The organism is Vibrio sp. 1159 (assembly GCF_033340395.1).
Lineage (GTDB): Bacteria > Pseudomonadota > Gammaproteobacteria > Enterobacterales > Vibrionaceae > Vibrio > Vibrio alginolyticus.
In genome coordinates this window covers 1-25,251 of the sequence record NZ_JAWOWL010000006.1, presented here as the reverse complement: position 1 = coordinate 25,251, position 25,251 = coordinate 1, and the positions used below count along the sequence as shown (strand labels likewise).

Sequence of the window (25,251 nt, the reverse complement as noted above, 5' to 3'; positions counted from 1 at the left end):
ACAAAAACAAAAAGCTACCTAGTACCAGGTAGCTTTTTGTATATAGGGTTAGGCTACGGAGTTAGGCTATATGAGTGATTCAATGCCGTATTTTGCGCCGTAGTGTTCAACGACAAAATCAATGTCTTTGTCACCACGGCCTGATAAGTTGATCAAAATCGAGCCGGTTTCTCCTTGCTGCGCGAGTTTAATTGCGTAAGCGACAGCGTGTGAGGATTCAATAGCAGGGATTATTCCCTCTTCACGAGACAGCTCAAAGAAGGCATCAATCGCTTCGTCATCGGTGATTGAGCCGTAATTGACACGGCCAATGTCTTTTAAGTAACTATGCTGAGGTCCAACCGATGGGTAATCCAAGCCACTTGCTACAGAGTACACTTCCTGAGGTTCACCTTGTGCATCTTTAAGCATGTAAGACTTAAATCCGTGCATGATACCTGGCTCACCGAGTGTGAGTGTTGCAGCATGCTCGCCAACCTTTTGCAAAGAGCGGCCCGCAGGTTCAACGCCGTGAATGGCGACTTGTTCATCCTCTAAGAAAGCAGTAAATAGCCCCATCGCGTTAGAACCACCTCCAACGCATGCGACGAGATTATTGGGTAACTTGCCGGTCATTTCTTTGAATTGAACTCGTGCTTCGTTACCGATAATTGATTGGAAATCTCTCACCATTTTAGGGAATGGGTGAGGGCCAACGACAGAGCCTATCGCATAAAGTTGTGTATCAGGATCTTTCAGATAAGCTTCGAATGCAGAATCTACCGCTTCTTTGAGAGTCTTGCGCCCATGAGTGGCAGGAATGACATTAGCACCAAGGATTCTCATGCGGACGACATTCGGATGCTCTTTGGCGATATCAACTTCACCCATGTAAATATCGCATTTCAAGCCAACCAATGCCGCGGCTGTAGCAAGCGCAACACCGTGTTGCCCTGCGCCAGTTTCAGCAATCAGTTTCTTCTTACCCATCTTTTTAGCGAGAATGGCTTCCCCTAAGCAGTGGTTAATTTTATGTGCGCCTGTATGGTTTAAGTCTTCGCGCTTTAGGTAGATGTCTGCTCCGTATTTTTTAGACAAGTTTTCCGCATGGAAGGTTGGGCTAGGTCGTCCAACAAAGTGCTTATATAGGCGAGCGAGTTCCGCTTTAAATTCAGGATCTTTGCTGCATTCCTCATAAGCTGCGTTGATGTCATGCATGATTTGTTCAAGCTCAGGTGGAACAAAGCTACCACCGTATTCACCAAAGTATCCTTCTTCGTTGGGCATAGTGAGATCAAACGAGTTTTTCATTATTTACATCCTAGTTAACGAAAGTATTGATACTTTTATACCCAAAATTTAGAAGTGGTTGTGTGATCAGTTGCTTAAATCAGAGTTCGCGATCTAGTGCACTAGTTAAAAAGTACAGTTTGTGTAGGGGATAATAGTTGTGATGTAGAATCAGGTGGTTTGAATAGGTGCAAAAAAGCCTCGAGAGATCCTAGGCTGTCATAAGAACCTCTCGAGGCAAACAGAGTGCTGGAAATACACTCTGCGATGGTGTCTGGAAACAAAAATTAGATTCGTTTCCTTTGTCAGATGTTAGGGTTTTAGAATGAGTCGATGTCAGCGAAATGTCACAAGTTAATTGCGGTATTAAAAGCTTATTTTTTATTTTTGATTAATGGATTAGAAAGTAACCTAAAACAGGCTAACCTACCGCGTGTTCCGCGTCTTTTAAGTTGAACATGATCTTTCTTTGTCTCGAATCGGCGTCTTTAACCAACACGTGCACTTTGGTCCCTAAAGTAAACGTGGCGCTCTGGCTGGAAATTTTTTGTTTGACTACATCAAATTCGAACTCACCATTTTGGAAACTTGATAAAGGAATGAGACCTTCGATTCGGTTCCTCTAACTCAACAAATCCCGCGAAGTATGTGACTCCAGACGCTGTCCCTATGAAGTGTTGTCCGATAAATGGCTTCATGTAATGACATTTCAGTGCTGACTCAACCTCTCAGCTAGGGATTATGTGCTCGTAGTTATTAGAATTTATTGATTGAGCAGATATATTTAATTTCATTTTTTCTCTTATATTCGCCAATCGCTTTTATTTTATAAACTTTATTTTTATGAGCAAAGCATGAGGCGAAGTGATTCAGATATGAATGAGATTAATTTAATTCCAAACTGGAATTGCAAGGTAGGTTGTGTGATTACCTAAAGATGTATACCAAAGTGACTTTATTGAAAGTGATTAATGATGGTGTGGGAGAGGTAAGTGATTTGGGTATATAAACTTAGATAGAGAATAGTAAGGGCAGTAATAAGTGGAAGGGGATTGTGGCACCAACAACATTGATGCCACACAAAGAATTACAGAGCAGTTACTTCAGCAGCTTGTAAACCTTTGTTACCTTGTTCAACAACGAACGATACTTTTTGGCCTTCAGTAAGAGTTTTGAAGCCTTCAGAAACAATAGAACGGAAGTGAACGAATACGTCATCACCGCCATTGTCTTGAGAAATAAAACCAAAACCTTTAGTTTCGTTGAACCATTTTACTGAACCAGTTAATTTATTAGACATAGATACCTCTATATTTGATTGTTTTAAATATTGAATTTTTAGCTAATATCAAGTGCTACTATATGATTTTAGAGATAACTATTTTGTCGCAGGAACGTAAACGAGGAATTCGATGTGGAACTGAGAGAAACTTTGATCTTTAATTACATTAATAGCTCTTTCCGTAAGAGCTGATGTGCAATATACCGACAAAATTAATAAAGGCTAGCCTTTTCTTTTTTATTTTTTGAGTACACCAAGCGCATTGCTTTCAAAGCATACGCTTGGTGTATAAGACGGCGTGATGTTATAGGTGGCGTCGAGCGCTTAGTGTTTTCTGGTTGGGCCGTTACGAACGATGTCTTTACCATTGTCATATACGTGCTGCGAAACCCAGCGGCCAAGGAGCAATTGGTGCTTTTCTCCTAATACGGCAACAAATGGACGACCATCGGTATTAGAGGTGGCTAGCGCAACGCCAGTGACACCTTCAAGGCCAAGAGCGCCGCTTTCTACTAAATGCAGAAATGCCTCTAACTCTTCAATCGTTTCGATTACATGGTTATCAATATTCATTGTATTCAATCTCTTCGAATTGCATTGCGGTCGCGTACTCTACCTAAGTTAAGCGTGGAAACCAAGCTTCTACGTGCGTCATGTAATGAGAGAACCTTGCCCTGCCACTAATCATCAATAAGTTAGTCTCGATAGTCCGGAACTTGCCTAGATTCAATGAGGCAGAAAACACTCTCTGGTTAGACATGAGTCACATAATGTTGTCTGGTTTATCTCATCAATACTTTTGCTATTGGATGGGGTGAAGGGGAGTGCAATAATTTGTGAAACTCTTTTCCTAAAGGCTGTTATGAAGAAAGTCCTGATTACCGGTTTTGAACCTTTTGGTGGTGACGCCATTAACCCCGCCTTAGAAGCGGTCAAGCAATTAGAGGCCGCGGCCATAAAAGGAGGTGTGATAGTTACTTGCCCAGTCCCCGTAGTTCGATATGACTCGGTGAAAGTCGTTATTGAAGCAATAGAAGCGCACCAGCCAGACTGTGTGATTACTGTAGGGCAAGCGGCCGGGCGTAGCGCGATAACCCCAGAGCGTGTCGCAATCAATGTCGATGATTTTCGTATTCCAGATAACGCTGGTCATCAACCGATTGATGAACCCGTGGTGGCTGATGGTCCTGATGCTTACTTCTCGACACTACCGATAAAGCGTGTTGTGCAAACATTGCAAACGCAGGGTATACCTAGCCAGATTTCCAACAGTGCCGGAACATTTGTATGTAACCACCTTTTTTATGGCATCCAACATTACTTGAAAGACAATCCGATTCGTCACGGGTTTGTTCATATTCCATTATTGCCAGTACAAGCAGCAGATGGCAGTCAGCCTTCTATGTCTCTGGAGATGATAGTCGAAGGGCTAAGGCTGGTGGCGCAAGTTTGTATTGCCAATGAAAACGACATATTGGTCAGCGGCGGGTCGATTTGCTAGTAAGTGTTTTAAAATCCAGTAAGTATATGAAAGATAATAATAAGCTCGTCGTTTGATGTTGTAGTAAATGTTAGCTTTGTCAAATTTCACAAGTAGCGAAAGGAGTAGCATTGAATAGTCAGGTTGGATGTTGTTCAAACTGACATTCTTCTAGTACAGGAGGTGTTAGGGGGCTAACTTTACGAAAGGCGAGTTATTATGAAAAGCAACAAAAGTAAGTCAATCGCACTTATCTCTGTCGTTGTTTTCGCGTTGGCTATTGCTGCGCTTAAATTCGAAAACACGCTCGGAGTTCTTCCCATCGTAGTCGCTATTATCGCGTTTTTTACTTGCGTTATTTATACCAGTAGATACCTGTCTGATATGAAGCGTTCAGAGTTGATAAGTCAACCCAAACAAGCTCGAAAAATGTGTTCCAACGCATCACGCAATGAGCTTGATGCGTGCGATAAAAAGCGTTGAAGCGAGTCACATTCTCCGTATACTTTGCTGGAGCATTAATGCACTAACGTGTCGGAGATAAGCATGTCAAATCGAGTACCAACCAACATACTGACCGGATTTTTGGGTGTCGGTAAAACGACCACGATTTTAAATCTACTGAAGAACAAACCGGAAAAAGAAAACTGGGCGGTTTTGGTCAATGAATTTGGTGAGATTGGCATCGACGGTGCATTGATGACCGACCAAGGCGCGCTGATTAAAGAAGTGCCGGGTGGTTGTATGTGCTGTACGGCGGGCGTGCCAATGTCGGTCGGTATTACCGCGTTACTGCGCCAAAAACCGGACCGTTTATTGATTGAGCCGACAGGCCTTGGTCATCCAAAACAGGTTATCGCGACGCTTACCTCAGAACAGTATGAACCTTACGTTGATCTAAAAGCGACGATCGCTCTGGTTGATCCGCGTAACTTAAGTGATGAAAAGTATCTTTCTAACCAAAACTTCGTGGACCAGTTAGACAGTGCAGATGTGGTTATTGGTAGTAAGGTTGACCTATGTTCCAGCCACGACCTTGATGTGTTTAATGACTGGGTGACGGACCAATCCCCTTCAAAAGTATTCAGTAAGCTTATTCATGACGGTGAGTTGCCGATAGAAGTCTTGGATATTGAGCGGGTTTACGGCAGCGCTTCTTCCCATATCGAGTCACATCATCATGACCACGCTCATCAAGAGCCTCAATTCCAATTGGCGCCTGGTGAAGCCTTTGTGCGCAAAGAGAACAAAGGGCAGGGTTATTTTAGTTGTGGGTGGGTGGTTGGGGCAGAGTATAAGTTTGATTTTGAAAAGCTTTTCTCTATGCTTTCGGACTTGACCGCAGAGCGTGTTAAAGCAGTGGTCAATACGGATCAAGGTTGTTACGCGTTTAATGTTGCCAACCGAGTCGTGTCGGTGAATGAAATCAGCTTAGAAGGCTTTGAATCACGATTAGAAGTGATAGATTCTCAGCTGTTGCCATGGGATGAGCTTGAGCGAATTCTCCTTCAGTTATCTGGCATCAAACATTAAATCGCGCAAAGGTTAAACGAAAACGGTGAACCACTAATATATCTGTGCTCACCGTTTTTTCTTTTGTAGGATTTCAATGAGAAAAGTGAGATAAATCACTCAAATTCGGGTATAGTGCACGGCTAAATTTTTAAAGCTATTTTTAGTGGTTTGTTTAAGGAATACGCTCAATGTCATTTTCATCTCAAGGTTTTGCGCCAGAAGTGGTTAAAGCACTGGCAGAATGCGGTTATGAAAAGTTAACGCCAATTCAACAGAAGGCGATTCCAATGGCTCGCAAAGGCCATGATATTTTCGCTACAGCACAAACAGGTACTGGTAAAACGGCTGCGTTTTCTCTGCCTATGATTCAGCAGTTGCTAGACAGTAACCGTAGCGCTTCTCGTAAGACTGCTCGCGCACTTATCTTGGCTCCAACTCGTGAGCTTGCTGAACAAATTGCTGACAACATCAAAGCTTACACGAAGTACACGAACCTGTCGGTGGCTGCGATTTTCGGTGGCCGTAAAATGTCTTCTCAAGTAACGGCATTAGAAAACGGTGTAGATATCCTAGTGGCTACACCTGGTCGATTGGAAGAGCACATTGAACAAGGTAATGTCTCGGTCGCACACTTAGAGTTTTTAGTGTTTGATGAAGCAGACCGTATCTTGGACATGGGCTTTATTCACGCAGTACGTAAGATCATGCTAGATGTGGATACTGATCCGCAAATTATGATGTTTTCTGCAACGACTTCGAGCCAACTAAATCTGTTAGCAAAAGATATCCTGCGTAAGCCTAAGCGTATTGAAGTTGAGCGAGCGAATACGACAGCACAGACAGTTGCTCACGTGTTATATCCAGTTGATCAAGAGCGAAAAACGGAACTGCTTTCGGAGCTGATTGGTCGTAAGAACTGGAAACAAGTGTTGGTATTTGTGAACTACAAAGAGACCGCAAACGACGTTGTAAAAGAGTTGAAACTTGATGGTATCAAAGCGGTGGTTTGTCATGGTGACCGTGCTCAAAGTGCTCGTCGTCGTGCGTTAGAAGAGTTCAAGTCCGGTAAAGCACGTGTCATGGTGGCTACCGATGTCGCTGCTCGAGGTCTAGATATTGAAGATTTACCTCACGTTGTGAACTATGACATGCCTTTCCTAGCGGAAGATTACGTTCACCGAATTGGTCGTACAGGCCGTGCAGGTAAACAAGGTCATGCCGTTTCATTTGTAAATCGAGATGAAGAGCTCACGGTTGTTCAGGTTGAAAATCTAATCCAGCAACGCATTCGCCGTATTGAGCTTGCAGGCTATGAACCAAAACAGCGTGAATCTTACATTGAAAAGCTGCACTCAAAACCAGCGTTTAAGAATCGTCAAGGTCGTCGTAATAATCCGAACCAGTCAGCAACAGACCAAGGGTCGGCAGAGCGTCGTCTTGCTATGGTGAAGCGCCTGAAAGCGCGTCGTGGCGCAAAGTAAATTACACAGTCTGTGTGAAAAGAGCCCCTCAATTGAGGGGCTTTTTTTGTTTTGTCGTTTCGCGTTAATTTAGGCCAAGCATATTTGGCTCACCACGATAAATAATGCGATCGTTTCCTCGGTGAATACCAAACGTAACTGTAACAGGTGGATTTTCCTCTTCACTTGTCGTGTTATCCCAATCGTATTTCAGCCAAGGGATGCGATTACCTGAGCCGTCTAAATCCAGGTGGAATTGTATTTGCTCGCGTGCTGAGTCAATTTGGCTTGCAACGATATCGGTCATCCTGCCAACATGCATTGTCCCAACTCCAGAAAGCATGGCGTTGTTTGCAGGCGCATTCGACCAAATTGGCGTGCTGAAGTAATATTCACCATTCGCCGTCGTTGAACTGTCATCGAAGTTAGTCGTAAATCGACCGTTTTGCCAAGTTTCTACAGCAAGTGGCACTTTGAACACCATGCCTTGGTTGCCACCTACATCTTGAAAGTTCAAACGACCGAATCGAATGTCCGGTTGTTGAGTGAGCATTTCGCTGTTATCAAAGAAATTTACCTCATCAACGGCTTTAGTCGTGACTATACCTATTTTGCTGCTGTCACTGTTAGTCCCTTTATTAAATGGGCCATCAGGATATTGCTTATCTGTCGTGTTCTTTCTCCAGCATGGGCTATTGTTACAAGTCGCATTGGTCGAGGGCTTCTCTATAACAAACGTTCCAACACTCGCGCTACCCAGTAGTTTCCAGTCTACCTTCTTAGGCTTAGGCGGCAAAAACCGATCGGAGTATGAGCTTAGCTCGCCTAAATCGAAATGTTGTTGAAGGTTAGACGAAAAGTGGACGTAATTCTTCACGTTTTCCTTATTCGCATTGAGTGCGACAACATCGTAAGTGACTTTCTCAAAAGGTTGATTCATGTAAGCAAAAGTTTGGCCATGTGGGTAGTGCCATTCTTGGTCTTGCACTTGAAAATATTTTGGGTAAAAACGACCAACGTAACGATAGCCTTCGTTCACAGTCATACCTAGATATTTACTTTCTAGGTTTGCTTTTACTCTCAAGCTCCCGACTTCTTCCCAATATAATCCATTAAAGACGAATTGATCATTCTTGGCTGAATTATGCGCCTGAGCCAGTGAGTCACTACTTTTTAGCAATTTTGAGGTTTGGTTCGCTGTCTCTGATGGCGTATGTTGCTCACTCGACAAGACAACCGATGCTGCTGGAGCGTCATCAAGCGTAAAATTACGGGTGATAGAAGCATCACAATATCGTGCTGATTCAACAGACCCACTTACAGAGCCGTCAGGTTGCCAAATGATTGGTTTCACCGTTAGAGAGAAAAGTTCTCCGGCAGCAAGAAACCCTTCTCCTTGTTCAGAGGTGCCAGAAGGCAAAGCACGTTGGTTGTCACAAATAGCGAGTGTCCATGGTCGCGAGTGCACATTAAATGTCCCTTTCACTTCCACTTTGCCTTCTTCTGGACATTCTTCAAATCCCTCACATTCAAAATGATCGGACAATGTCACTTCAAATATGCCGGACTCGTTCGTGATAAGACCATGTTCAGACAAGCCGTCTTTAAATTCCGCTGAATAGCTAAAGCTTCCTTCACTTCCTCCTAATGGCCGAACCAATGGATGAAAAACCTTAGGAGTACCATTGTAGTTGCTTGCCACTACAGGTTCGCCTGTGGAGGCACAAGCCAGCAATCGCGTATGCACGTTTTCTGGTTTACCTGCAATAACGCGTATTTCATTTAAAGTGGCGCTTTTCGTCTTTGAGTAGGCCTCAAACATAAATGGCGTAAACATAAAGCTAACCGTTTGATGCTTGCTGGTGTCTTCTGCCATAGTGAAAGTCAGCGTGTAGTTAGTACCTAACGCGATGGTATCAATATCGTTCGGGACCACTCGAACAACGAGCTCACCATTGTCGTCAGACATAAATTGGTTTGCTTTTAATGTCTGCTGACCTTTGATCACCTCTAAAGTGAACAAGTCAGGGTGTGATAGGGCTGCACTGACTTCTGCGCTTACAACTTCTCCATTATTGGTTGTCATTGCTGTAAATTGCGGAAGATCGTCGCCGCACATCAGTGCCATGTCGTCCGATGGTGTGACGCTTAGGTCGAAGTCGTTCTCTGATGGTGGCTGCATGCTGCAATTCGGAACATCTTGAGGGGTGATTGGACAGACTTGGGAAGAGTAGTGACAATCAGCCTCGCCCAATCCACAGTATTGCGTGTATTTGTTGTCTTGTGCTTTCGTTTGTGCACTTCCTGGCGTTTGTTGGATTTCACCACAAACTTGACTAGGCTGATTTGGAGCGTTGTTGAAGTTCAATGTTTGGAAGTATTTAATTGCTGCGATGGAACTATAGAATGAGCCACTTAATGTAGCTGACGATCCTACAGATTCAGCTGTACCATAGATCGACATATCTTTTATAATCAGAGAGTTGTGCGCAGAAACATTACCGACGACAAAATGGTCTTGTAAAGGATGGTTTGTTTTTAGGTGTAGTGTTTCGCCTTGTGATTCGACCTTACCACAGATGTTTGTATTAAGTATATTGGTCGTGCTGTGTGTCGAAATATCACCAATAATGGTGTTGTACGTTCCATCAATGTTAAGTGTCGAACCTGTTAGCTTAATATTCCCGTCTATGAGAATGTTATGAAGCTTTGTTGGGTATGCCGATAGAAGATCACCATAAATGACAGTGTGTTTGTTTTGGTAATCGTCGAGGTTTGATGCTTTCTCATTGTTAACCGTTAATCCGGTAGCGAGGGCGTGTAGAGAGATACGTTTATTGGGTTCACCAATTGTATTATTCCCCTCTAACACAATGCCATAATCTGCTTTTAATGTTATCTCTTTTTCCGGTAATGAGGAGACAATTTTATCACCAGCGGGTAGGACTAGTTTCCCTGTACAGCGATAAGTCGTGCCATCGCTTTCGATACTAAAACTCTTGTGTGAGCAAAGTTGACCTAACTCAGATAGATCTTTTACGTCATAGGTGTTGGCGTGTGAGGCTAGCGGTAAAACAAGAACCGCAGCGAAAATACTGCAAAGACGCATCATCAAATGTCCTAATGAGTGGAACAAGATGGCATCAAGCGAGCGTGAGCAAATGCTCACTGAAATTGGAATAGCTGCGGTACTTTTTGTTTTGAAGCCGCTTAGTTATTGAACTTTGGTTATTTTTTATTTCGTATGTCATACCAAAGTTTAGCGGCCTTATTACAACGTAAGTGCCAGGTTAGTTCAAGAGGCAAGTGTGATGTGTGTCGATTTATATGTGTAACCATTTGTTAGTTAAGGATAATAAGTAAGCATGTTGATTCAGAATCAGGAAGGAAGCGATCCTGATTCTGAATGTTTATAACGCTAGGCAGCGTGAACGATGAGTGGAGCCATCTGATATAACTCTTCTAGTATGGCTTTCGTTTGTCTCGAATAGACCAGGCAATCTCGATCGCCAACGAGCTGAATTGCTCTCACTTTACCTGCAACCAGACATTGCCTAATCGTGCGTAGAACCATTTGGATATCAATTTCTGACGCGCCATCAAGGCTGTTTTTGGTTTTTAGAGATCCAAGGTCGATACTAATGATTATTTGGTCGCAGTGGTCTAGGTAATTGCCGATCTGTTGCTTAACGTTATTGCGATGACGAAAAGAAAACTCTTTCTCGGTCACCCAATCACAACCTTGATCTTCCGCGTATTCCCACGTTTCCTGCTTCGTCTCTTGCTCACTGACGCCAGCAAAAAACAATCGTACGTTTTGATAGCGAGAAAGAGCAAAATGGAATGCAGAGCCTAAGCGTGGCTCAAGTGTCGGTTTCAAGTTCATGTTATGCCCGATATTTACGACACCCACTTCGTCTCGATAGGATACGACCACAGGTAACATGGACAAGATTGCCTCGGTACAGTTAGTTACTAAAACAGGAATTGAGTGGCGAGAAAGCGAAAGGCTTAACGCTTCCTGAAACTCGCCATTCTCCAGTTTGTCGTGGTTGAAGTGCCCATAGTTCTCAGCGGTTTCATGATCATGTTGTTGGTAAAGCCAATCACTAGCATTTTCCAAACTTTGATCAGCTAATTCAAACGCACCCTTCGACATAGGAGGTAAATACTCGCACACTGTCATAAAAGAAAAAGGGTAATGTTGCGGCTGTTTCACTGTGTGATGGAGTTTATAGCGTTTGAAAAAGCTTAACATGATGAATTACCTTTCTGGTGGTAGTGCCCTTGCCGCTTGCAGTACATGTAAAATAATGCGCTGCTTATCCTTTTCGACTCGGTGGGCCGGAGCCATCACCGAGACTGCGCCAATCAGTTTGCTTCCTTTCATTACCGGTGCGCTAATACCTGACACACCAGGGTCAATCTCAGAAGTACTGACGGCATATCCGTGTTTACGGATGGTTGTGAGCTCTTTTTCCCACTCGTCGCGTCGGTGATCTTGATTAAAATATCTCAAGATTTTCTCGCATCGACTTTGAGGCATAAAAGCGAGCATCACTTTAGATGAGGCACCGCGCAGCAGAGGTTGACTTTGACCCTGGACGAAGCTGCAACGCAGCGCCTGCATACTTTCTTTCTGTCTGACACAAAGCGCACGATAACCAGCTGGTACCATATAAGCGGCCATTTCCCCGGTTTGTTGTACCAACCTAGCCAGTATGGTTTCGACCATGTCGAGCCCATGTTGCGCGGTCTCATAGCTGTGCATGAGTAATAATGCCGCTGGACCAACGACAAATGTCTTGTCGTGAACGCTTTCTTCGATCAAGTTCCACTCTTTAAGCAGTTTTAAGTGTCGGTAAAGGCTGCTTAAAGGAACGTTCAATTGCTCGCTTAGCGTTTTCGCAGAAACTGGGAACGGACTAACTGCAACTTGCATTAACAACTGCAGTGATTTTTCGTTTACCTGGTTAGCATTAGCTTTGTTTGTCGTCATGAGAGTGTTGTAACGTGTTGTCGGAGTTACGACAAATATAATTCTTAATCAATGAGAAAAGAAAAATAATTTTAATGGGTAATTCTTACATGATGAGAAACAGACAGGTAAAGACTTTCGCAAGTACCGATAGACATAACATGGTGTCGAATTAAAGTCTCAGGTTTGAGGCGCTTGATACTAAATTGGAACAGGAGTGATTAAGACATTGTTTAGTTTGCGGTATTACTCAGCGTTTCGCATACTGAGTTAATCCAAACAAATAATGTTAAAAAACGTGAGTTGCTAGCGGGTATCGGAATCGAGGTACCATCTCAGTAAATCGGTTTTATAAAAGGTTACTTTTATATGCTGAATAAGGCGATTTTTAAAAAAGCCATCATTTTCCTTCTGCCTATTCCCTTGGTTATTGGAGAGGTTTTGTATTTAGCTCGTGAAAGCGTGCAAAACAATCTCAATCATTTATTAGAAAAAAATGTGCAAATTGCAGATGAAATTTTATTCCAAATAGAGACAGAAAACCGCACGGCGCTGCTACACCCTGAACGATGTGAAGAGCTCCAGCAAAGCTTAATGTTTGAACGAGATATTGAAGAAATGCTCATTGTGAAAGAGGGAGTCATTACTTGTTCTTCGAAATTGGGAAGTATCTCTAAACCGTTAGCTGAGCACATCGCCTTTCCCAAGGGACAAACGCTAGCGCTTGGTAGTGTTGATAGCTTGTACGATCAGTTCTTGCTAGTGGTAACGGAAGGAGAGCGGGGTAATCAAGCCGTAACGATTATCGATCATGACTACTTTAATGCGACAATAGGGTTTAACAACGATTTACGCCTAAAACGCTCTGCGCTGTTTATCCATGAGCAAGTTTCACCTGAAGGAGCATTAAGAGCGGGAAGTAATCCTATCGGTATCAAATCGTCGCAAATGTTTGAGTATGAAGCTTTGAGCGAAGCCAGCGATCTTTTCGTCAAACAGAGAACACTTTCCTATTTTTTGTACTCAATTCCAATTATTTTCGTGATCTACCTTTGCTTGTATGCGTTGAATAAGTTTATTGATCCTCATCGCAATTTGATACTGGATCTTAAAAGAGCGATAAAAAGAGGAGAGTTGACCCTGTATTACCAACCGCAAGTTAACGTTGATACCGGCCAGTTATTCGGGTTTGAAGCGCTAGTGCGATGGGAGCATCAAAGTAAGGGGTTCATTTCTCCGGATGAGTTTGTCCCTGCGGCAGAGCAAAGTGGATTGGTTTTTTTTACTTACCGATTTCGTTCTGGATAAAGCGGCAGAGGACTTCAGTAAATTAGGCTTTGATCAGCCTGTCCACCTTGGTATTAACGTGCCGCCTGGTTATTTAGTCGGACCAAACGCGATCAGAAAAATTCAATTGCTCGACAGACAGTTGAGCCGAAACAAAGTCTCATTAGGGGTAGAGATAACGGAGCGTCAGCTCATTGATTCAGAGGCGAGAAAATGCATTGCAGCACTGCGAGTGCATGGTATTGATGTGCTGATCGATGATTTTGGAACTGGCCAAACCTCGTTAGCATTTCTACAGCACATGCGCATAGATTACTTAAAAATCGATAAGTGCTTTGTCGAAACCATTGGTATTCCTAGCCTTAGTGCTTCTGTCTTAAAAGCGATGGTTCACTTCGCGGAAGAATTACAAGTACAATTGATCGCTGAAGGCGTGGAAACCATAGCGCAAGCTGAACACTTAAAGCAGATGGGAGTGAGATATCATCAGGGATACCTGTACTCCAAACCATTACCTTATGAGCAGCTTGCGCAGCGAAGTCATTATGATTGGTAGACGTTAGCTCTATAACACTGAGCATTTTCATCAAACACAAACTCTAACTCATTTTTGATGCTATCTAAGCGATCTTCTTGGTAGTGAGACACATACAATAGTTGGCTTAAATTCTCTCTAGCGATGAGTTCAAGTGTGTTCTTAACTAACCGTCTACCCAAAAAATCTAACCCTTGATACGGCTCGTCCAAAATCAATAATGTGGGTTGTTTCACGATGGCTCTTGCAATCAGTAATAGTCGCTGCTGGCCGTACTCTAATTGCTTAAATGAGGTTTTTTTGTACTGGCTCATATGTAAGATATCGAGCCACTCGTTTGCAATATCTATCTCTTTGCGAGTTGGCTGGTTATACAACCCGATCGAATCGTAAAATCCTGACAAAATGACTTCTAATGCGCTGCAATTGACTCGATATTGGAGGTGTAGCGCTGAAGACACCATGCCGATATGCTGCTTAATTTCCCAGATTGTCTCGCCAGTACCACGCTTTTTACCAAAAATATCAATGTCATTGCTGTAGCATTGCGGATGATCGCCAAAGATCAATCCAAGTAAGGTACTCTTTCCACAACCATTTGGACCTTTGACCTGCCAATGTTGGCCCTTGTCTATGCGCCAGTTCAAGTCAGTAAAAATCTTCTTATCGGTGTATTCAACAGCCCCATTCTTTAGTTCAAATATTGGGTTGTTGAATGGCGTCGAGTGCTGATGCTGACGTATCAAGCTCATCATTTCTTCACTCTGTTGTTCTGACTGAGATTTAATTTGTCCAATGATTGGATGATTATCCCAACTGGACTTATCCATTGTACTATCAAGTTTTCCTGCACTGAAAAGCGCGATGCTATTGATCCACTCAGGCATGTCAGATTCGCGAGAGAAGGTTATGAGTAGTTGCACATTTTGAGAAAGCGAGTGTAAATAGCGAGCGAGAGCAGCTCGGTGCTCAATATCTAAGCCAGTAAATGGATTATCAAGTAATACTAAGTCAGGTTGTGTGGCTAAAGCTCGGGCGAGCATTACTCTTCTGGTTTCTCCGGTAGAGAGAACGCGGAAGCCACTATCTTTAAGATGACTTAGGTCGAGATCATTAATTAGCTGTTCAGTTAAGTTAGTGTCTTGGCTCTGCTCTAGGATTAATGAATAAACAGTGCTTCCTCGGTCGATACGATCAAGAAAATCCGTATCATCCTTTTCTAATTCTCTTTCCAGTAATCGCTGTTGCTCTGATAACGACACTTGCGCAACGGACAGCCCATTTAGCTCAATTTCCCCACTATTTGGTGACATTTCATCACAAATAAGGTCTCCAAGCAGAGAGCCAATATCTCCATCCGCGCTGAATATCCCCCAAGACTGCTGAGTGTTAATTTTCCAATCGTCAATAAACAAGTGTGTCGTATTTCTCTTAGCTGCAAGCTGACGAAAGTGAATAGTCATTGTGTTTGTCTTCCTTGTTTTCGTTTTAGTGGATTACTTATAACAATTTACGAACTCAGTACGGAAGCGCTTTTGTGTATTAATTTTGAACAGTACTCAGTCTTGTGCATATTAACGAAGCCTTGTATTAGAGGATAAAAATGCGACTAGAGTCATTAAGTAACAAGTAAACTTGTCAATAATTTTGTTTTATTTTTGAATCAACCTATCATTATGCATGTAAATGTTATGCTGATAAATTCATATTTGCCGTTTGTTAATTAATCAATGTAAGGACACATGTTTATGAGTGAAACGGAATACGATTACCCTTCGAGTTACAGCCTAGTTTCCATTACCGATACCTCCAGTTACATCAAATATGCCAGTGAAAACTTTAATGAAGTAGCGGGGTTTGATGAAGGGGAGCTTATCGGTAAACCCCACAATGTTGTGCGTCATCCTGATATGCCAAAACAGGCTTTTAAAGATTTATGGACTCACCTGAAAACTGGCAAACACTGGATGGGAATGGTCAAAAATCGACGTAAAAACGGCGGCTATTATTGGGTTGACGCGTTTGCTTCTCCTATAAAATCTAATGGTGAAGTTGTGGAATACCAATCAGTGAGATTTAAACCTGAGCGTATACACATCCAGCGAGCGGAAAAAGCGTATTCGAAGCTTCGAAATAATCGTAAGCCGTGGAAAATGTATCTTCCTCGTACACGTTTGTGGATGAGATCGGCCTTCTTCCTTTTAATTTCAAACCTTCTTGGCTTACTCATTCTACAAATGAATCAATCACCAGTGATAGCGTTTGGCGTTGTTGCGTTACTTTCCGTTTTCTCTATTTATGTATTAACCAGACCAGTTGAGAAGCTCGCTAAACAGGCTAGGCAAGACTTCAACAATCCACTCATGGAATATATTTATTGCGGAAGAATCAACGATCTGGCTGAGATTGAGCTGGGTATGAAGATGCGTAAGCAATTTGCCAATGCGCTATTGGGGCGCGTTGGCGTGTCTGTAAAAGACTCTTGCGAAGAAACGCGCGCAAGTGCTAACAGTGCTGCGACAAATAGCCAGCAAGTGACGGAGAACTTAAGCGCACAGAAAGTGGAGATTGACTCGGTCGCAACAGCGGTCAACGAGATGCAAGCCTCTTCATCTGAGATATCAAATAATGCTCAAGCGACCGCCGAGGCTACGTTAGAAGCGCAAAATACGATGATAGACAGCCGTAGCGTTATCGATAATGTTAACCAATCGGTTTTAGAGTTGGTGGGTGAGCTCGGCGAAATATCTAAAGTGGTCATACGTTTGAACCAACAAACCGAGCAAATTGGAACCGTTGTTGAAGTCATCAATGGTATTGCCGAACAAACTAATTTATTAGCGTTGAACGCTGCAATTGAAGCCGCGAGGGCAGGCGAACAAGGCAGAGGGTTTGCCGTTGTAGCAGATGAAGTGAGAACCTTAGCTAAAAGAACTCAGGAATCGACAACAGAGATTAAATCGGCCATTGAAGGGATTCAAAATGGGAGCAAATCAGCGGTTTCTGCGTTAGAGAAAGGTAATGAAATGTCGACCGGAACGGTAACATTGTTAGGTACTGCTTTGGATAGCATTCAACAATTGGAATCCCTTGTTCAGGACGTCGTCGAACGAAACCAACAAATTGCGGTCGCGATAGAAGAGCAGGTTTATGTAACGGATGAAATAAATGAAAACATCCAGTCGCTTAATTTAAAGTACAGTGAATCGTATGAACTGATGACTGAAACGAATCATATGAACACCAAAGTGCAAAATTGCACCAATGACCTGTCTGAAATGATTAAGAAGTTTGCTTAAACTTTAGAAAATCGAAGTTAAAAGCCCGCTAAACATTAGCGGGCTTTTAACTGGAATATAGTGAAGTGCCGGATTCGTTTACGAGCGAGGATTTCTAAATCTCGTTTTTTAAGAGCTAAAACGACGAAAGCTCGCAATAAATGCGAGCTCTCTAAATAAGTGGCGGAGAGATAGGGATTTGAACCCTAGATACGCTATTAACGTATGCCGGTTTTCAAGACCGGTGCTTTCAACCACTCAGCCATCTCTCCGTTGTGGGCGGTATAATAAGGAGCATAGTCCGACTTGTAAAGTGCTGAATTATAATAGAAGTACTGTTTGCTTGTTTTATGATCACTGATGTGATGTTGGACAGTTTGAAAACGGAGTGAAAAAGGGACAAAAAGTACCAATTTATAGAGTTTTTACTTTATATTGGCGCACGTCAATAAAATGGTGTTTTATTGTTATCTTGCTGATATATAAGACATAACATGCTTTTAGGGTACATGTGTTCGCCCGAAAGTATTTGCAAGACTTTGTGAACTAATTCAAAATTAACTGGTATAGCCAGTTGTGCTTAGAATTCTTAAGGGTGTTTATGAAGGTCACAAATCTATTTAAAGACAAAGTTGATGCGATTTCTGCTCATCAATCCGAGTTTATGAATTGGATGTCTCCAACGTTACGCGATTATTGGAGTGACTTTTTGGGGAAAGCTCAAAATAGCTTTCTTTTCTCAAAAGTTCGTGATCACCAGCAGCCTGCCGTCAACGAAGAAGTTGCACCTCAACCTGCACCGATCGTAATGGCACCTGAGGCTCAAAAGCTTTATGACGAGTTAAGTGAAAAAATTGGCGAAGTTATTCACACTGGTGATTGGGTTCATGTGTCTCAAGAACGTATTAACCAATTTGGTGCGGTAACGGAAGACATGCAATGGATTCATACCGATCCAGAGCGTGCTTCAACTGAATCTCCATTTAAGACAACTATCGCTCATGGCTTTTTAACATTAGCATTGCTGCCTAAACTGACGGATTCAGTCGATCCAGACAAGCCAATGTTCCCAACAGCTAAAATGGTAGTTAACTTGGGTTTAAACCAAGTCCGTTTCCCTTACCCTGTCAAAGCAGGCAATAATGTTCGTGCAGTCAGCACGTTAACAAAAGTAACGCCAATCAAAAAAGGTTTGGAGATTGAGCGCGAAATTAAAGTGGAAATTGAAGGTATTCGTCGACCTGGTGCGGTTGTGGTCTCTGTAATTCAACTGCATTTCTAATTCCGAAACCGGATAGAACACGACATAGTAAAAGAGAGCATCAGGGTGCTCTCTTTTTCATTTTTACTGATTAAAGTTTTTTACTGGCGTATAACCGTAATCTGCAATCGCTTTTTGTCCCTGCTCTGAACGAAGGAAAGCGATAAAACCTTTACCTGCATCGCTAATCTTATCTACTTTGTATAGCACTAGGAATGGTCGCGCCAACTTGTACTTATGATTGCTAATGTTTGTCGAGGTTGGGTCAATACCATCTAACTGAATCGCCTTGATCGAGCGATCTACTGACCCTACAGAGATAAAACCAATGGCGCGAGTGTTATGGTTAACAATGGTTTTTACCATGCTGTTGCTGTTTACAACCAAGTTGTTTGGGCTGATATCCGAGACAAGGCGATCATTAACGATTTTGGTCAGTCCCAGCAAGCTTTCGAAGCTGTAACGTGAACCTGAAGACGCTTCTCTAGTAACCACCGCGATAGGCTGATCTGCGCCCCCGACCTCTTTCCAATTCTTAATCTTACCTTTGTAAATATCAAACAGCTGTTGCTGAGAAAGGTTTTCTACAGAGTTGGTACGGTTTACAACAACAGCGAGGCCATCATAAGCGATAGGGTATACATTGAGATCTTCACCTTTTTCGCTTTCAGTCAGATAGCGAGAGCTCATGCCTATTTCGGCTACTCCTTTATTGACCATGGTGATACCAGCACTCGAACCAATGCCCTGAACAGCAACGTAATCGTCTGGGTGTGTTTTGTTGTATTCCTCAGCAAGTACATCCATCACACGAGCAACCGAAGTTGAACCCGAGATGTTGATTTCTTTTGCAATGGTAGGGAGGGAGACTGCTATGGCCAATAACGTCGCCACAGTAAAACGTAACATATTAAACTCCATATACGGGATAAAGCAGAGTTTATGATATTGCGTTCAGGTTACACTTTTGTGAACTGTTAGCGCTAAACAGGGGAATTGTTTCTAGTCAAGAGGTGATGGAGCTAGCGTTTCCAAGTGGATTGAGATGATAATCTGGGCAAATGATAATATAGCTATCTTATACTTGAGTTAGGTAGATAACTACCATCGGTGATGATGTAAAGGTTATATACTAGGATCGACAGCTCTAACTATCATCCATCGGGAGAACGTTGATGTCAGTGTCCCAAATGGCGACAAGTCGTTTATACAAATCAGTTCAATCGCTCTGCTCTGCGCGTAATGCTAACTTGCCTGTCGAACAGGGCAAGTGCCTCTATGAGCTAGTAGAAAATGGCGTTGAGCTTCATCGGGCGCATTTTCTCCTCGACTCCCAGCATAGCGAGTATACTTCTCCCGTCGCGAAGATCATGTTTGATGAGGACAACCAACTTTGGTATTTCTATGTTCCCACATATCACAACGAGCTGTTAAGGTGGGTGCCTTATAAGCCACTTCCATTTAGCCGAATGCTTGAGGACTTACTCAACGAATTGGAGCGTGATCCTCAAGCGTGTTTTTGGGAATAGGGTGAGCCCAACGGATGCGAATGCCGACATGATTTATACTTTAGGCTTAACGACTTGGTTTCTAAAGTCTTTGGGGGTCATGTTGTAAACGGATTTAAATGCTGTACTGAAATGCGCTGCACTTTTAAAACCAGACTCAAACGCTATTTCTGTTATTGATTTTTCTGACTTGCGCAGTTGGGTTGCTGCGAAGTTTATCCGTTTCACCTTTAATATCTGAGAAAACGAAAGATCATCTGCGGCGAGGCGACGTTTTAAGGTTGCGATGGACATGCTCATATGAGCCGCTAAGCCTTCTAGCGTGATGTCTTTTTCAATATTACCCTCAATGTACTTAATGGCTTTTTGAGAGTCGCTCAGGCTACTTGCGTCATCTATGATAGATAGGATGTTTGGCTCTACCTCAACCATCAACGACAGCAATGCCATTGCGATATGGCTTTGTGTGTAGTCTGGAGCGTTGCGACTCGCTAACTTAACCAACATGTCCTTCAATTGTGCTACTTCGCCACTGGGTTGCGTTGAAAAAGGATAGAAGCGCCTTTCTTCCGTTTTGGAACGTAGCATCGGGTGCGCTTTCTTAAAGTCACAGAATATATTTGGATTGAAGACTAAAGCCAGTGCTTTAAAGCCTCCGTCACTAGAGACGGCTTCTGCACTGCTCAGATCTGCGGAGTTATAGAGTGTGAAATCTCCGGCTTTAAGTTCAAATTGCTCGCCATTAGGTTGATGAACTAATAGGGCACCTTCTTCAACAATATATAACCCATTATGTGTTGCAGTGTAACGCTCACTTTTGCGCGCAGTGAAGTGATTAAAGCGAATGATCTCAATGTTCGGCATACTCTTTCTTATCGTTTTACATAACAAATAAAAAAGGCGCTCAATAGAGCGCCTTTTAACTTCATTCGGTATTACTCACTTACAGTCTGTTCTGTTTGTGCTGCTGGTTGTTCAGCGAATACCTGGGTTGGCTTTGCAACTAAACTGCGGTTTTCTTGGTTTACGTCCGTAAGGACAATTTCCAATGTATCCCCAAGTTTGTATACGACCTCTTTATCGATAGAGATGGTACCGTTGTCGCCATTGCACTCAATTCTTTCTTTATTATCGAGAATTAGTGCACCAGGAATAAAGGCTGCTGCGCCATTTTCGAGAAGTCGGACACGTGCGCCTGCACGATTAATATCGAAAATCTCACCTGTGAAACAAGTTTTCTTACTCGGCTCATCAGCAAGCGTGCGTGCATATAGCCAATCTGAGACATTTCGCTCAGCGATTTTATGATGTTTACGATGTAGAGCTAGCTCTTCGCCTACTTGGTCATCTGGTTTTTGTACGGGTTCTTTACCAAGGATGACGGCCTTCAACATACGGTGGTTGATCATATCACCGTATTTACGAATTGGTGATGTCCAAGTTGCATAGATGTCTAAACCCATTGCGTAATGAGGCAGAGGCTGATTACCCACCTCACTGTATGCTTGGAACTTACGAATGCGGTTATCTAGATAAGACGTTTCTTGAGCTGCCAACCAGCGGCGCAACGCAGCAAAGCCTTCTAGCGTAGCAATAGACTCCGCTGTGAACTCCAACTGGCCTTCTGGATTGACAAGTTGAACCACTTCTTCAATCTTCTCGTTCTTGATACCTGCATGCGTATTGAAGACACCTGTTTCAAATTTATCGCGTAATGTACGACCTGCACAGATGTTTGCGGTAATCATGGATTCTTCAACAAGACGGTTTGCACTGCGGCGCATGTCTGCGTGGATAGCGATTACATCGTTATCTTCACTGAGCTCAAAACGGTAGTCAGGACGATCAGGGAAGACCACTGCGTTTTTCTCACGCCATTCAGCGCGAGCAAGAGAGAACTCATAAAGATCACGAACGATGGTCGCGATCTCTTCAGATGGCGTCCATGCTTCAGAGCTGCCGTTTTCTAACCAATCAGACACGTGATCGTATGCTAGGCGTGCATGTGATTTGATGTTTGCCGCGAAGAATTTAATATCGTCGCCAATCACACCATCTTTACTTACCGTTACGGTACAGCAAATAGCAGGGCGGGTTTCACCTTCAATCAGAGAACATAGGTTGTCCGCTAAATCGCGAGGTAGCATCGGGATGTTGCGTCCTGGAAGATAGATAGTATAGCCACGCTCACGCGCTACTTTATCCATTTCATCTTCAGGTGTGATGTAAGCGGTTGGGTCCGCAATAGCGATGGTGAGTTCGAAATCGCCAGATACGGTTTTCTTCGCGTACAGCGCATCGTCCATATCTTTAGTCGATTCACCGTCGATAGTGACGAATGGAACATGAGTCATGTCTACGCGTTCTAGCTCCGCGTCGTCTTTCAGTTCCCAGTTATCGATGCCTGCTGGCTCAGAGTTTGGTAGATCGTTTTGAGCAAGCGTTACCCACCAAGGCGCAATTTTATCATTCGCGTCAGTGATTTTTTCAGAAATTTCTACGAAGAAAGAGTTATCGCCTTTTAGAGGGTGGCGAATAAGATGTGCGACAACCCAATCACCTTCGGCGAACTCGTCAGGTTTTAGACCTTTCTTTAGTTTCGCTTTAAGAGATAGCTTTTTAAGCTGTGGGTGATCAGGTGCTACGTTGAGCTTGCCTTTGAACATTTTTACTCGACCAATAAAGCGAGTCACGGCTTGTTCCAGCAGCTCTTGTGGCTCTGCAACTTCGCGTTCATTTTCGGTGCGGATAATGGCGATGACTTTGTCACCGTGCATGCACTTTTTCATGTACGCAGGCGGGATGAAGAAGCTCGTCTTACTATCCACTTCCAAAAAGCCAAAGCCTTTATCTGTGGCTTTTATTGAGCCTTCTTTTTTAGGCAGGTTTTCTTGGATTTGCTGCTTAAGCTGAGCGAGTAGTGGGTTATCTTGAAACATCTTTTCTTAAATTACCTATGGAGTTGGGCACACTATAATCATTGCGAGCTATTATTACTACCTGTGGAGCGTAATTTCGCCGTGAATTTTGCCAATTTAACCACGAGAAATTGGCTTAAATATTGATGAAATTCTCATCTGTGAGTTACGCGAATCTACGGGGAATGGTAGGGTTGGTGGAAAAATATGCTAAAAATACCATTGTTGAGAATAAATTGTGATGTAATTCAATTTTTTCTGGATTTTTTTATGCTTTTAAGGAATAATCCGCCTCCCTTAGTCGTCCCTAATGGCTTATCGCGGTTGTGTACTGTGCTGTGTTCCCGTCTGAATGGAATCAGTATCTGGATGGATCAGTATCGAATTGGAAGAGCATATGGGACTGTTTTTTTGTTTAATTAAGTAGGATCCCAATGCAAGATTCTGTTATTCAATTCAGTGATTTATCTCTGAATGATTCTATCCTTTCTGCTCTAGACGGAATGGGTTTCGTGTCACCAACTCCAATTCAGGCTGCGGCAATCCCACACCTATTGGAAGGTGCTGACGCGCTGGGTAAAGCTCAAACAGGTACAGGTAAAACAGCAGCGTTCTCTCTGCCTCTTCTCAACAAACTCGATCTAAACCAACGCAAACCGCAAGCGATTGTACTTGCTCCGACTCGTGAGCTGGCAATTCAGGTTGCAGCGGAAATGAAAAACCTTGGTAAAAACATCAAAGGTTTGAAAGTTCTAGAGATTTACGGTGGCGCATCTATTGTCGACCAAATGCGTGCTCTTAAAAGTGGCGCTCATGTAGTTGTCGGTACTCCAGGCCGTGTTCAAGATCTTATCAATCGCGAACGTCTACACCTAGACGAAGTTAGTACTTTCGTTCTTGATGAAGCAGACGAAATGCTAAACATGGGTTTCGTAGATGACGTAACTGCGATCATGGAGCACGCTCCAGAGTCAGCACAACGCGTTCTGTTTTCTGCAACTATGCCTCCAATGCTGAAGAAGATCGTTGAACGTTTCCTTCGTGACCCTGTAACGGTTGACGTTGCTGGTAAAAACCACACTGTAGACAAAGTTCAACAACAGTTCTGGGTAGTGAAAGGTGTAGAGAAAGATGAAGCAATGTCTCGTCTTCTTGAAACTGAAGAAACTGACGCGTCAATCGTATTCGTACGTACTCGTCAAGATACTGAGCGTCTGGCTGACTGGCTATCTGCACGTGGCTTCAAAGCAGCTGCACTGCACGGTGACATTCCTCAGTCTCTACGTGAGCGTACTGTTGATCACATCAAACAAGGTGTTATTGACATCCTAGTTGCAACTGATGTTGTAGCTCGTGGTCTTGACGTTCCACGTATTACGCACGTATTCAACTACGACATCCCATTTGATGTTGAGTCATACATCCACCGTATCGGTCGTACTGGCCGTGCTGGACGTAAGGGTAAAGCGATCCTTCTAGTTCGCACTAACCAAATTCGTATGCTTCGCACTATCGAGCGTGTAACTAAGTCATCTATGGAAGAAATCCAACTTCCTCTACGTGACCAAGTTGCTGAAGCTCGTCTAGCTAAGCTAGGCGCTGAGCTTGAAGCAGAGAAAGAGCACAAAGCACTAGACAAATTTGCTGAGTTGGTAGAGAAACTACAAACTTCTCTAGACATCGACCCAGCAACACTTGCTGCTATGCTTCTTAAGCGTCAGCAAGGCAAACGTCCTCTGTTCTACATTGGCGAAGACCCAATGGTTGAAGCAATTGAGCGTGACAAGCAACGTCGTAAAGAGCGTCGTGAAGGTGGTCGCGATGGCGGTCGTAACTTCAACAACCAAGACTGGGATACTTACCAGCTTCAAGTTGGTCGTGAGCAAGGCGTTCAAGTTAAAGACATCGTTGGCGCTCTAGCAAACGAACTAGGTCTAGGTAAAGGTTCTATCGGTGCGATCAAGCTAGCTCAAGGCCACACATTCGTACAGCTACCTAAAGCAATGACTTCAGACGCGGCGAACAAGCTAAGCAAACTACGTATCCGTCAACAAGATGTTGGTGCTGTAGTATGTGATTTCGATGATTTCCGCGAGTCTCGTGGTGGTCGCCGTGACGGTGGTCGTCGCGAAGGTGGTCGTCGTGATGGCGGTGGTTACCGTGGCAACCGCGAAGGCGGCAATCGTGGTGGTGATCGTCGTGAAGGCGGTCGTCGCGAAGGTGGTTTCCGTGGTAACCGTGACGGCAACCGCGATGGTAATCGTGAAGGTGGCGAACGTCGTTTCGATCGCAACCGTGGTGGTGATCACCGTGGTGCACATCGTGGTGAACGTGGTCACGGTCGTGGCCGTCGTACAGACGCATAATCACGAGTGATTAAAGCGACGGTTTAAGTTGCTACAATGACCCGTCCTGATATGGGTTGACACTTTTTAACTAAAACGCTCGATGTACTTCATCGGGCGTTTTGTATTTTAAAG

Annotated in this window: 18 protein-coding genes, 1 tRNA gene and 2 pseudogenes; 9 read left to right on the top strand and 12 right to left on the bottom strand. The window is 43.4% G+C overall.

The window, feature by feature from the left end; all coding sequences use genetic code 11:
* Positions 1–66: 66 nt before the first annotated feature.
* The 4 genes and pseudogenes from trpB to R7127_RS06915 all read right to left on the bottom strand — a co-directional run bounded on the left by trpB (position 67) and on the right by R7127_RS06915 (position 3,124).
* Entirely contained in the window at positions 67–1,290 is a 1,224-nt protein-coding gene (gene trpB, locus R7127_RS06930; protein ID WP_238852878.1) for a tryptophan synthase subunit beta, read from the bottom strand.
* Between the two features lie 400 nt (positions 1,291–1,690).
* Positions 1,691–1,997: pseudogene (locus R7127_RS06925) on the bottom strand (S1 RNA-binding domain-containing protein); the annotation flags it as partial.
* Positions 1,998–2,356: 359 nt separating this feature from the next.
* Positions 2,357–2,569, bottom strand: coding sequence for a cold-shock protein (locus R7127_RS06920; protein WP_005375644.1), 213 nt, complete (start codon positions 2,567–2,569; stop codon positions 2,357–2,359).
* A gap of 306 nt (positions 2,570–2,875) precedes the next feature.
* Positions 2,876–3,124: a hypothetical protein gene (locus R7127_RS06915; protein ID WP_005375646.1), complete on the bottom strand. Its 249-nt coding sequence runs from the start codon at positions 3,122–3,124 to the stop codon at positions 2,876–2,878.
* A 289-nt stretch (positions 3,125–3,413) separates the two neighbouring features.
* Between R7127_RS06915 and pcp the strand changes: the two genes are divergently transcribed.
* The 4 genes from pcp (at position 3,414) to R7127_RS06895 (ending at position 7,027) form a co-directional block, all read left to right on the top strand.
* Positions 3,414–4,052 (top strand): pyroglutamyl-peptidase I, encoded by a 639-nt coding sequence (gene pcp / locus R7127_RS06910; protein ID WP_238852879.1) that lies wholly within the window; start codon positions 3,414–3,416, stop codon positions 4,050–4,052.
* A 198-nt stretch (positions 4,053–4,250) separates the two neighbouring features.
* Positions 4,251–4,514 carry a hypothetical protein gene (locus tag R7127_RS06905; protein ID WP_005375648.1) on the top strand — a complete coding sequence of 88 codons (264 nt, stop codon included), beginning with the start codon at positions 4,251–4,253 and terminating at the stop codon, positions 4,512–4,514.
* Between the two features lie 63 nt (positions 4,515–4,577).
* On the top strand, positions 4,578–5,564 hold the full coding sequence (locus R7127_RS06900) for a CobW family GTP-binding protein (RefSeq protein ID WP_262584446.1): 987 nt from the start codon (positions 4,578–4,580) through the stop codon (positions 5,562–5,564).
* A 170-nt stretch (positions 5,565–5,734) separates the two neighbouring features.
* Positions 5,735–7,027, top strand: coding sequence for a DEAD/DEAH box helicase (locus tag R7127_RS06895; protein ID WP_025768979.1), 1,293 nt, complete (start codon positions 5,735–5,737; stop codon positions 7,025–7,027).
* Between the two features lie 64 nt (positions 7,028–7,091).
* Here the strand turns inward: R7127_RS06895 and R7127_RS06890 are convergent, their stop codons facing one another.
* From R7127_RS06890 to R7127_RS06880, 3 genes are all read right to left on the bottom strand, one after another.
* Entirely contained in the window at positions 7,092–10,118 is a 3,027-nt protein-coding gene (locus R7127_RS06890) for a DUF6701 domain-containing protein (protein WP_172563870.1), read from the bottom strand.
* A gap of 306 nt (positions 10,119–10,424) precedes the next feature.
* The gene (locus R7127_RS06885) at positions 10,425–11,264 is read right to left on the bottom strand and encodes an arginase (RefSeq protein WP_005375657.1); all 840 of its coding nucleotides are present in this window, start codon (positions 11,262–11,264) and stop codon (positions 10,425–10,427) included.
* 6 nt (positions 11,265–11,270) lie between these two features.
* Entirely contained in the window at positions 11,271–12,005 is a 735-nt protein-coding gene (locus tag R7127_RS06880; RefSeq protein WP_005386192.1) for an IclR family transcriptional regulator, read from the bottom strand.
* A 348-nt stretch (positions 12,006–12,353) separates the two neighbouring features.
* Here R7127_RS06880 and R7127_RS06875 point away from each other — a divergent pair.
* Positions 12,354–13,827 (top strand): annotated as a pseudogene (locus R7127_RS06875) (EAL domain-containing protein).
* On the opposite strand, the gene modF reads toward R7127_RS06875, so the two are convergent.
* On the bottom strand, positions 13,815–15,269 hold the full coding sequence (gene modF, locus R7127_RS06870) for a molybdate ABC transporter ATP-binding protein ModF (protein ID WP_318141916.1): 1,455 nt from the start codon (positions 15,267–15,269) through the stop codon (positions 13,815–13,817). The pseudogene R7127_RS06875 and the gene modF sit on opposite strands and share 13 nt — an antisense overlap.
* 285 nt (positions 15,270–15,554) lie before the next feature.
* Between modF and R7127_RS06865 the strand changes: the two genes are divergently transcribed.
* On the top strand, positions 15,555–17,105 hold the full coding sequence (locus R7127_RS06865; RefSeq protein WP_033907145.1) for a PAS domain-containing methyl-accepting chemotaxis protein: 1,551 nt from the start codon (positions 15,555–15,557) through the stop codon (positions 17,103–17,105).
* 160 nt (positions 17,106–17,265) lie between these two features.
* On the opposite strand, the gene R7127_RS06860 is transcribed toward R7127_RS06865, so the two are convergent.
* A tRNA-Ser gene (locus R7127_RS06860) sits at positions 17,266–17,356 on the bottom strand.
* Between the two features lie 329 nt (positions 17,357–17,685).
* On the opposite strand from R7127_RS06860, the gene R7127_RS06855 reads away from it, so the two are divergent.
* Positions 17,686–18,366, top strand: a complete 681-nt coding sequence (locus R7127_RS06855; RefSeq protein WP_005375670.1) for a MaoC family dehydratase — start codon at positions 17,686–17,688, stop codon at positions 18,364–18,366.
* 63 nt (positions 18,367–18,429) lie between these two features.
* On the opposite strand, the gene R7127_RS06850 is transcribed toward R7127_RS06855, so the two are convergent.
* Positions 18,430–19,254, bottom strand: coding sequence for a phosphate ABC transporter substrate-binding protein (locus R7127_RS06850; RefSeq protein WP_017635752.1), 825 nt, complete (start codon positions 19,252–19,254; stop codon positions 18,430–18,432).
* A gap of 266 nt (positions 19,255–19,520) precedes the next feature.
* On the opposite strand from R7127_RS06850, the gene R7127_RS06845 reads away from it, so the two are divergent.
* Positions 19,521–19,874 (top strand): DUF3024 domain-containing protein, encoded by a 354-nt coding sequence (locus R7127_RS06845; RefSeq protein WP_017635751.1) that lies wholly within the window; start codon positions 19,521–19,523, stop codon positions 19,872–19,874.
* A 33-nt stretch (positions 19,875–19,907) separates the two neighbouring features.
* On the opposite strand, the gene R7127_RS06840 is transcribed toward R7127_RS06845, so the two are convergent.
* Both R7127_RS06840 and rnb read right to left on the bottom strand, forming a co-directional pair.
* A complete protein-coding gene (locus R7127_RS06840; protein ID WP_262584447.1) occupies positions 19,908–20,717 on the bottom strand; it encodes a helix-turn-helix transcriptional regulator in 810 nt (269 codons plus the stop codon).
* A 71-nt stretch (positions 20,718–20,788) separates the two neighbouring features.
* On the bottom strand, positions 20,789–22,792 hold the full coding sequence (rnb, locus tag R7127_RS06835; RefSeq protein WP_017635749.1) for an exoribonuclease II: 2,004 nt from the start codon (positions 22,790–22,792) through the stop codon (positions 20,789–20,791).
* 413 nt (positions 22,793–23,205) lie between these two features.
* Between rnb and R7127_RS06830 the strand changes: the two genes are divergently transcribed.
* Positions 23,206–25,137, top strand: coding sequence for a DEAD/DEAH box helicase (locus R7127_RS06830; protein WP_104976537.1), 1,932 nt, complete (start codon positions 23,206–23,208; stop codon positions 25,135–25,137).
* Positions 25,138–25,251 lie beyond the last annotated feature (114 nt).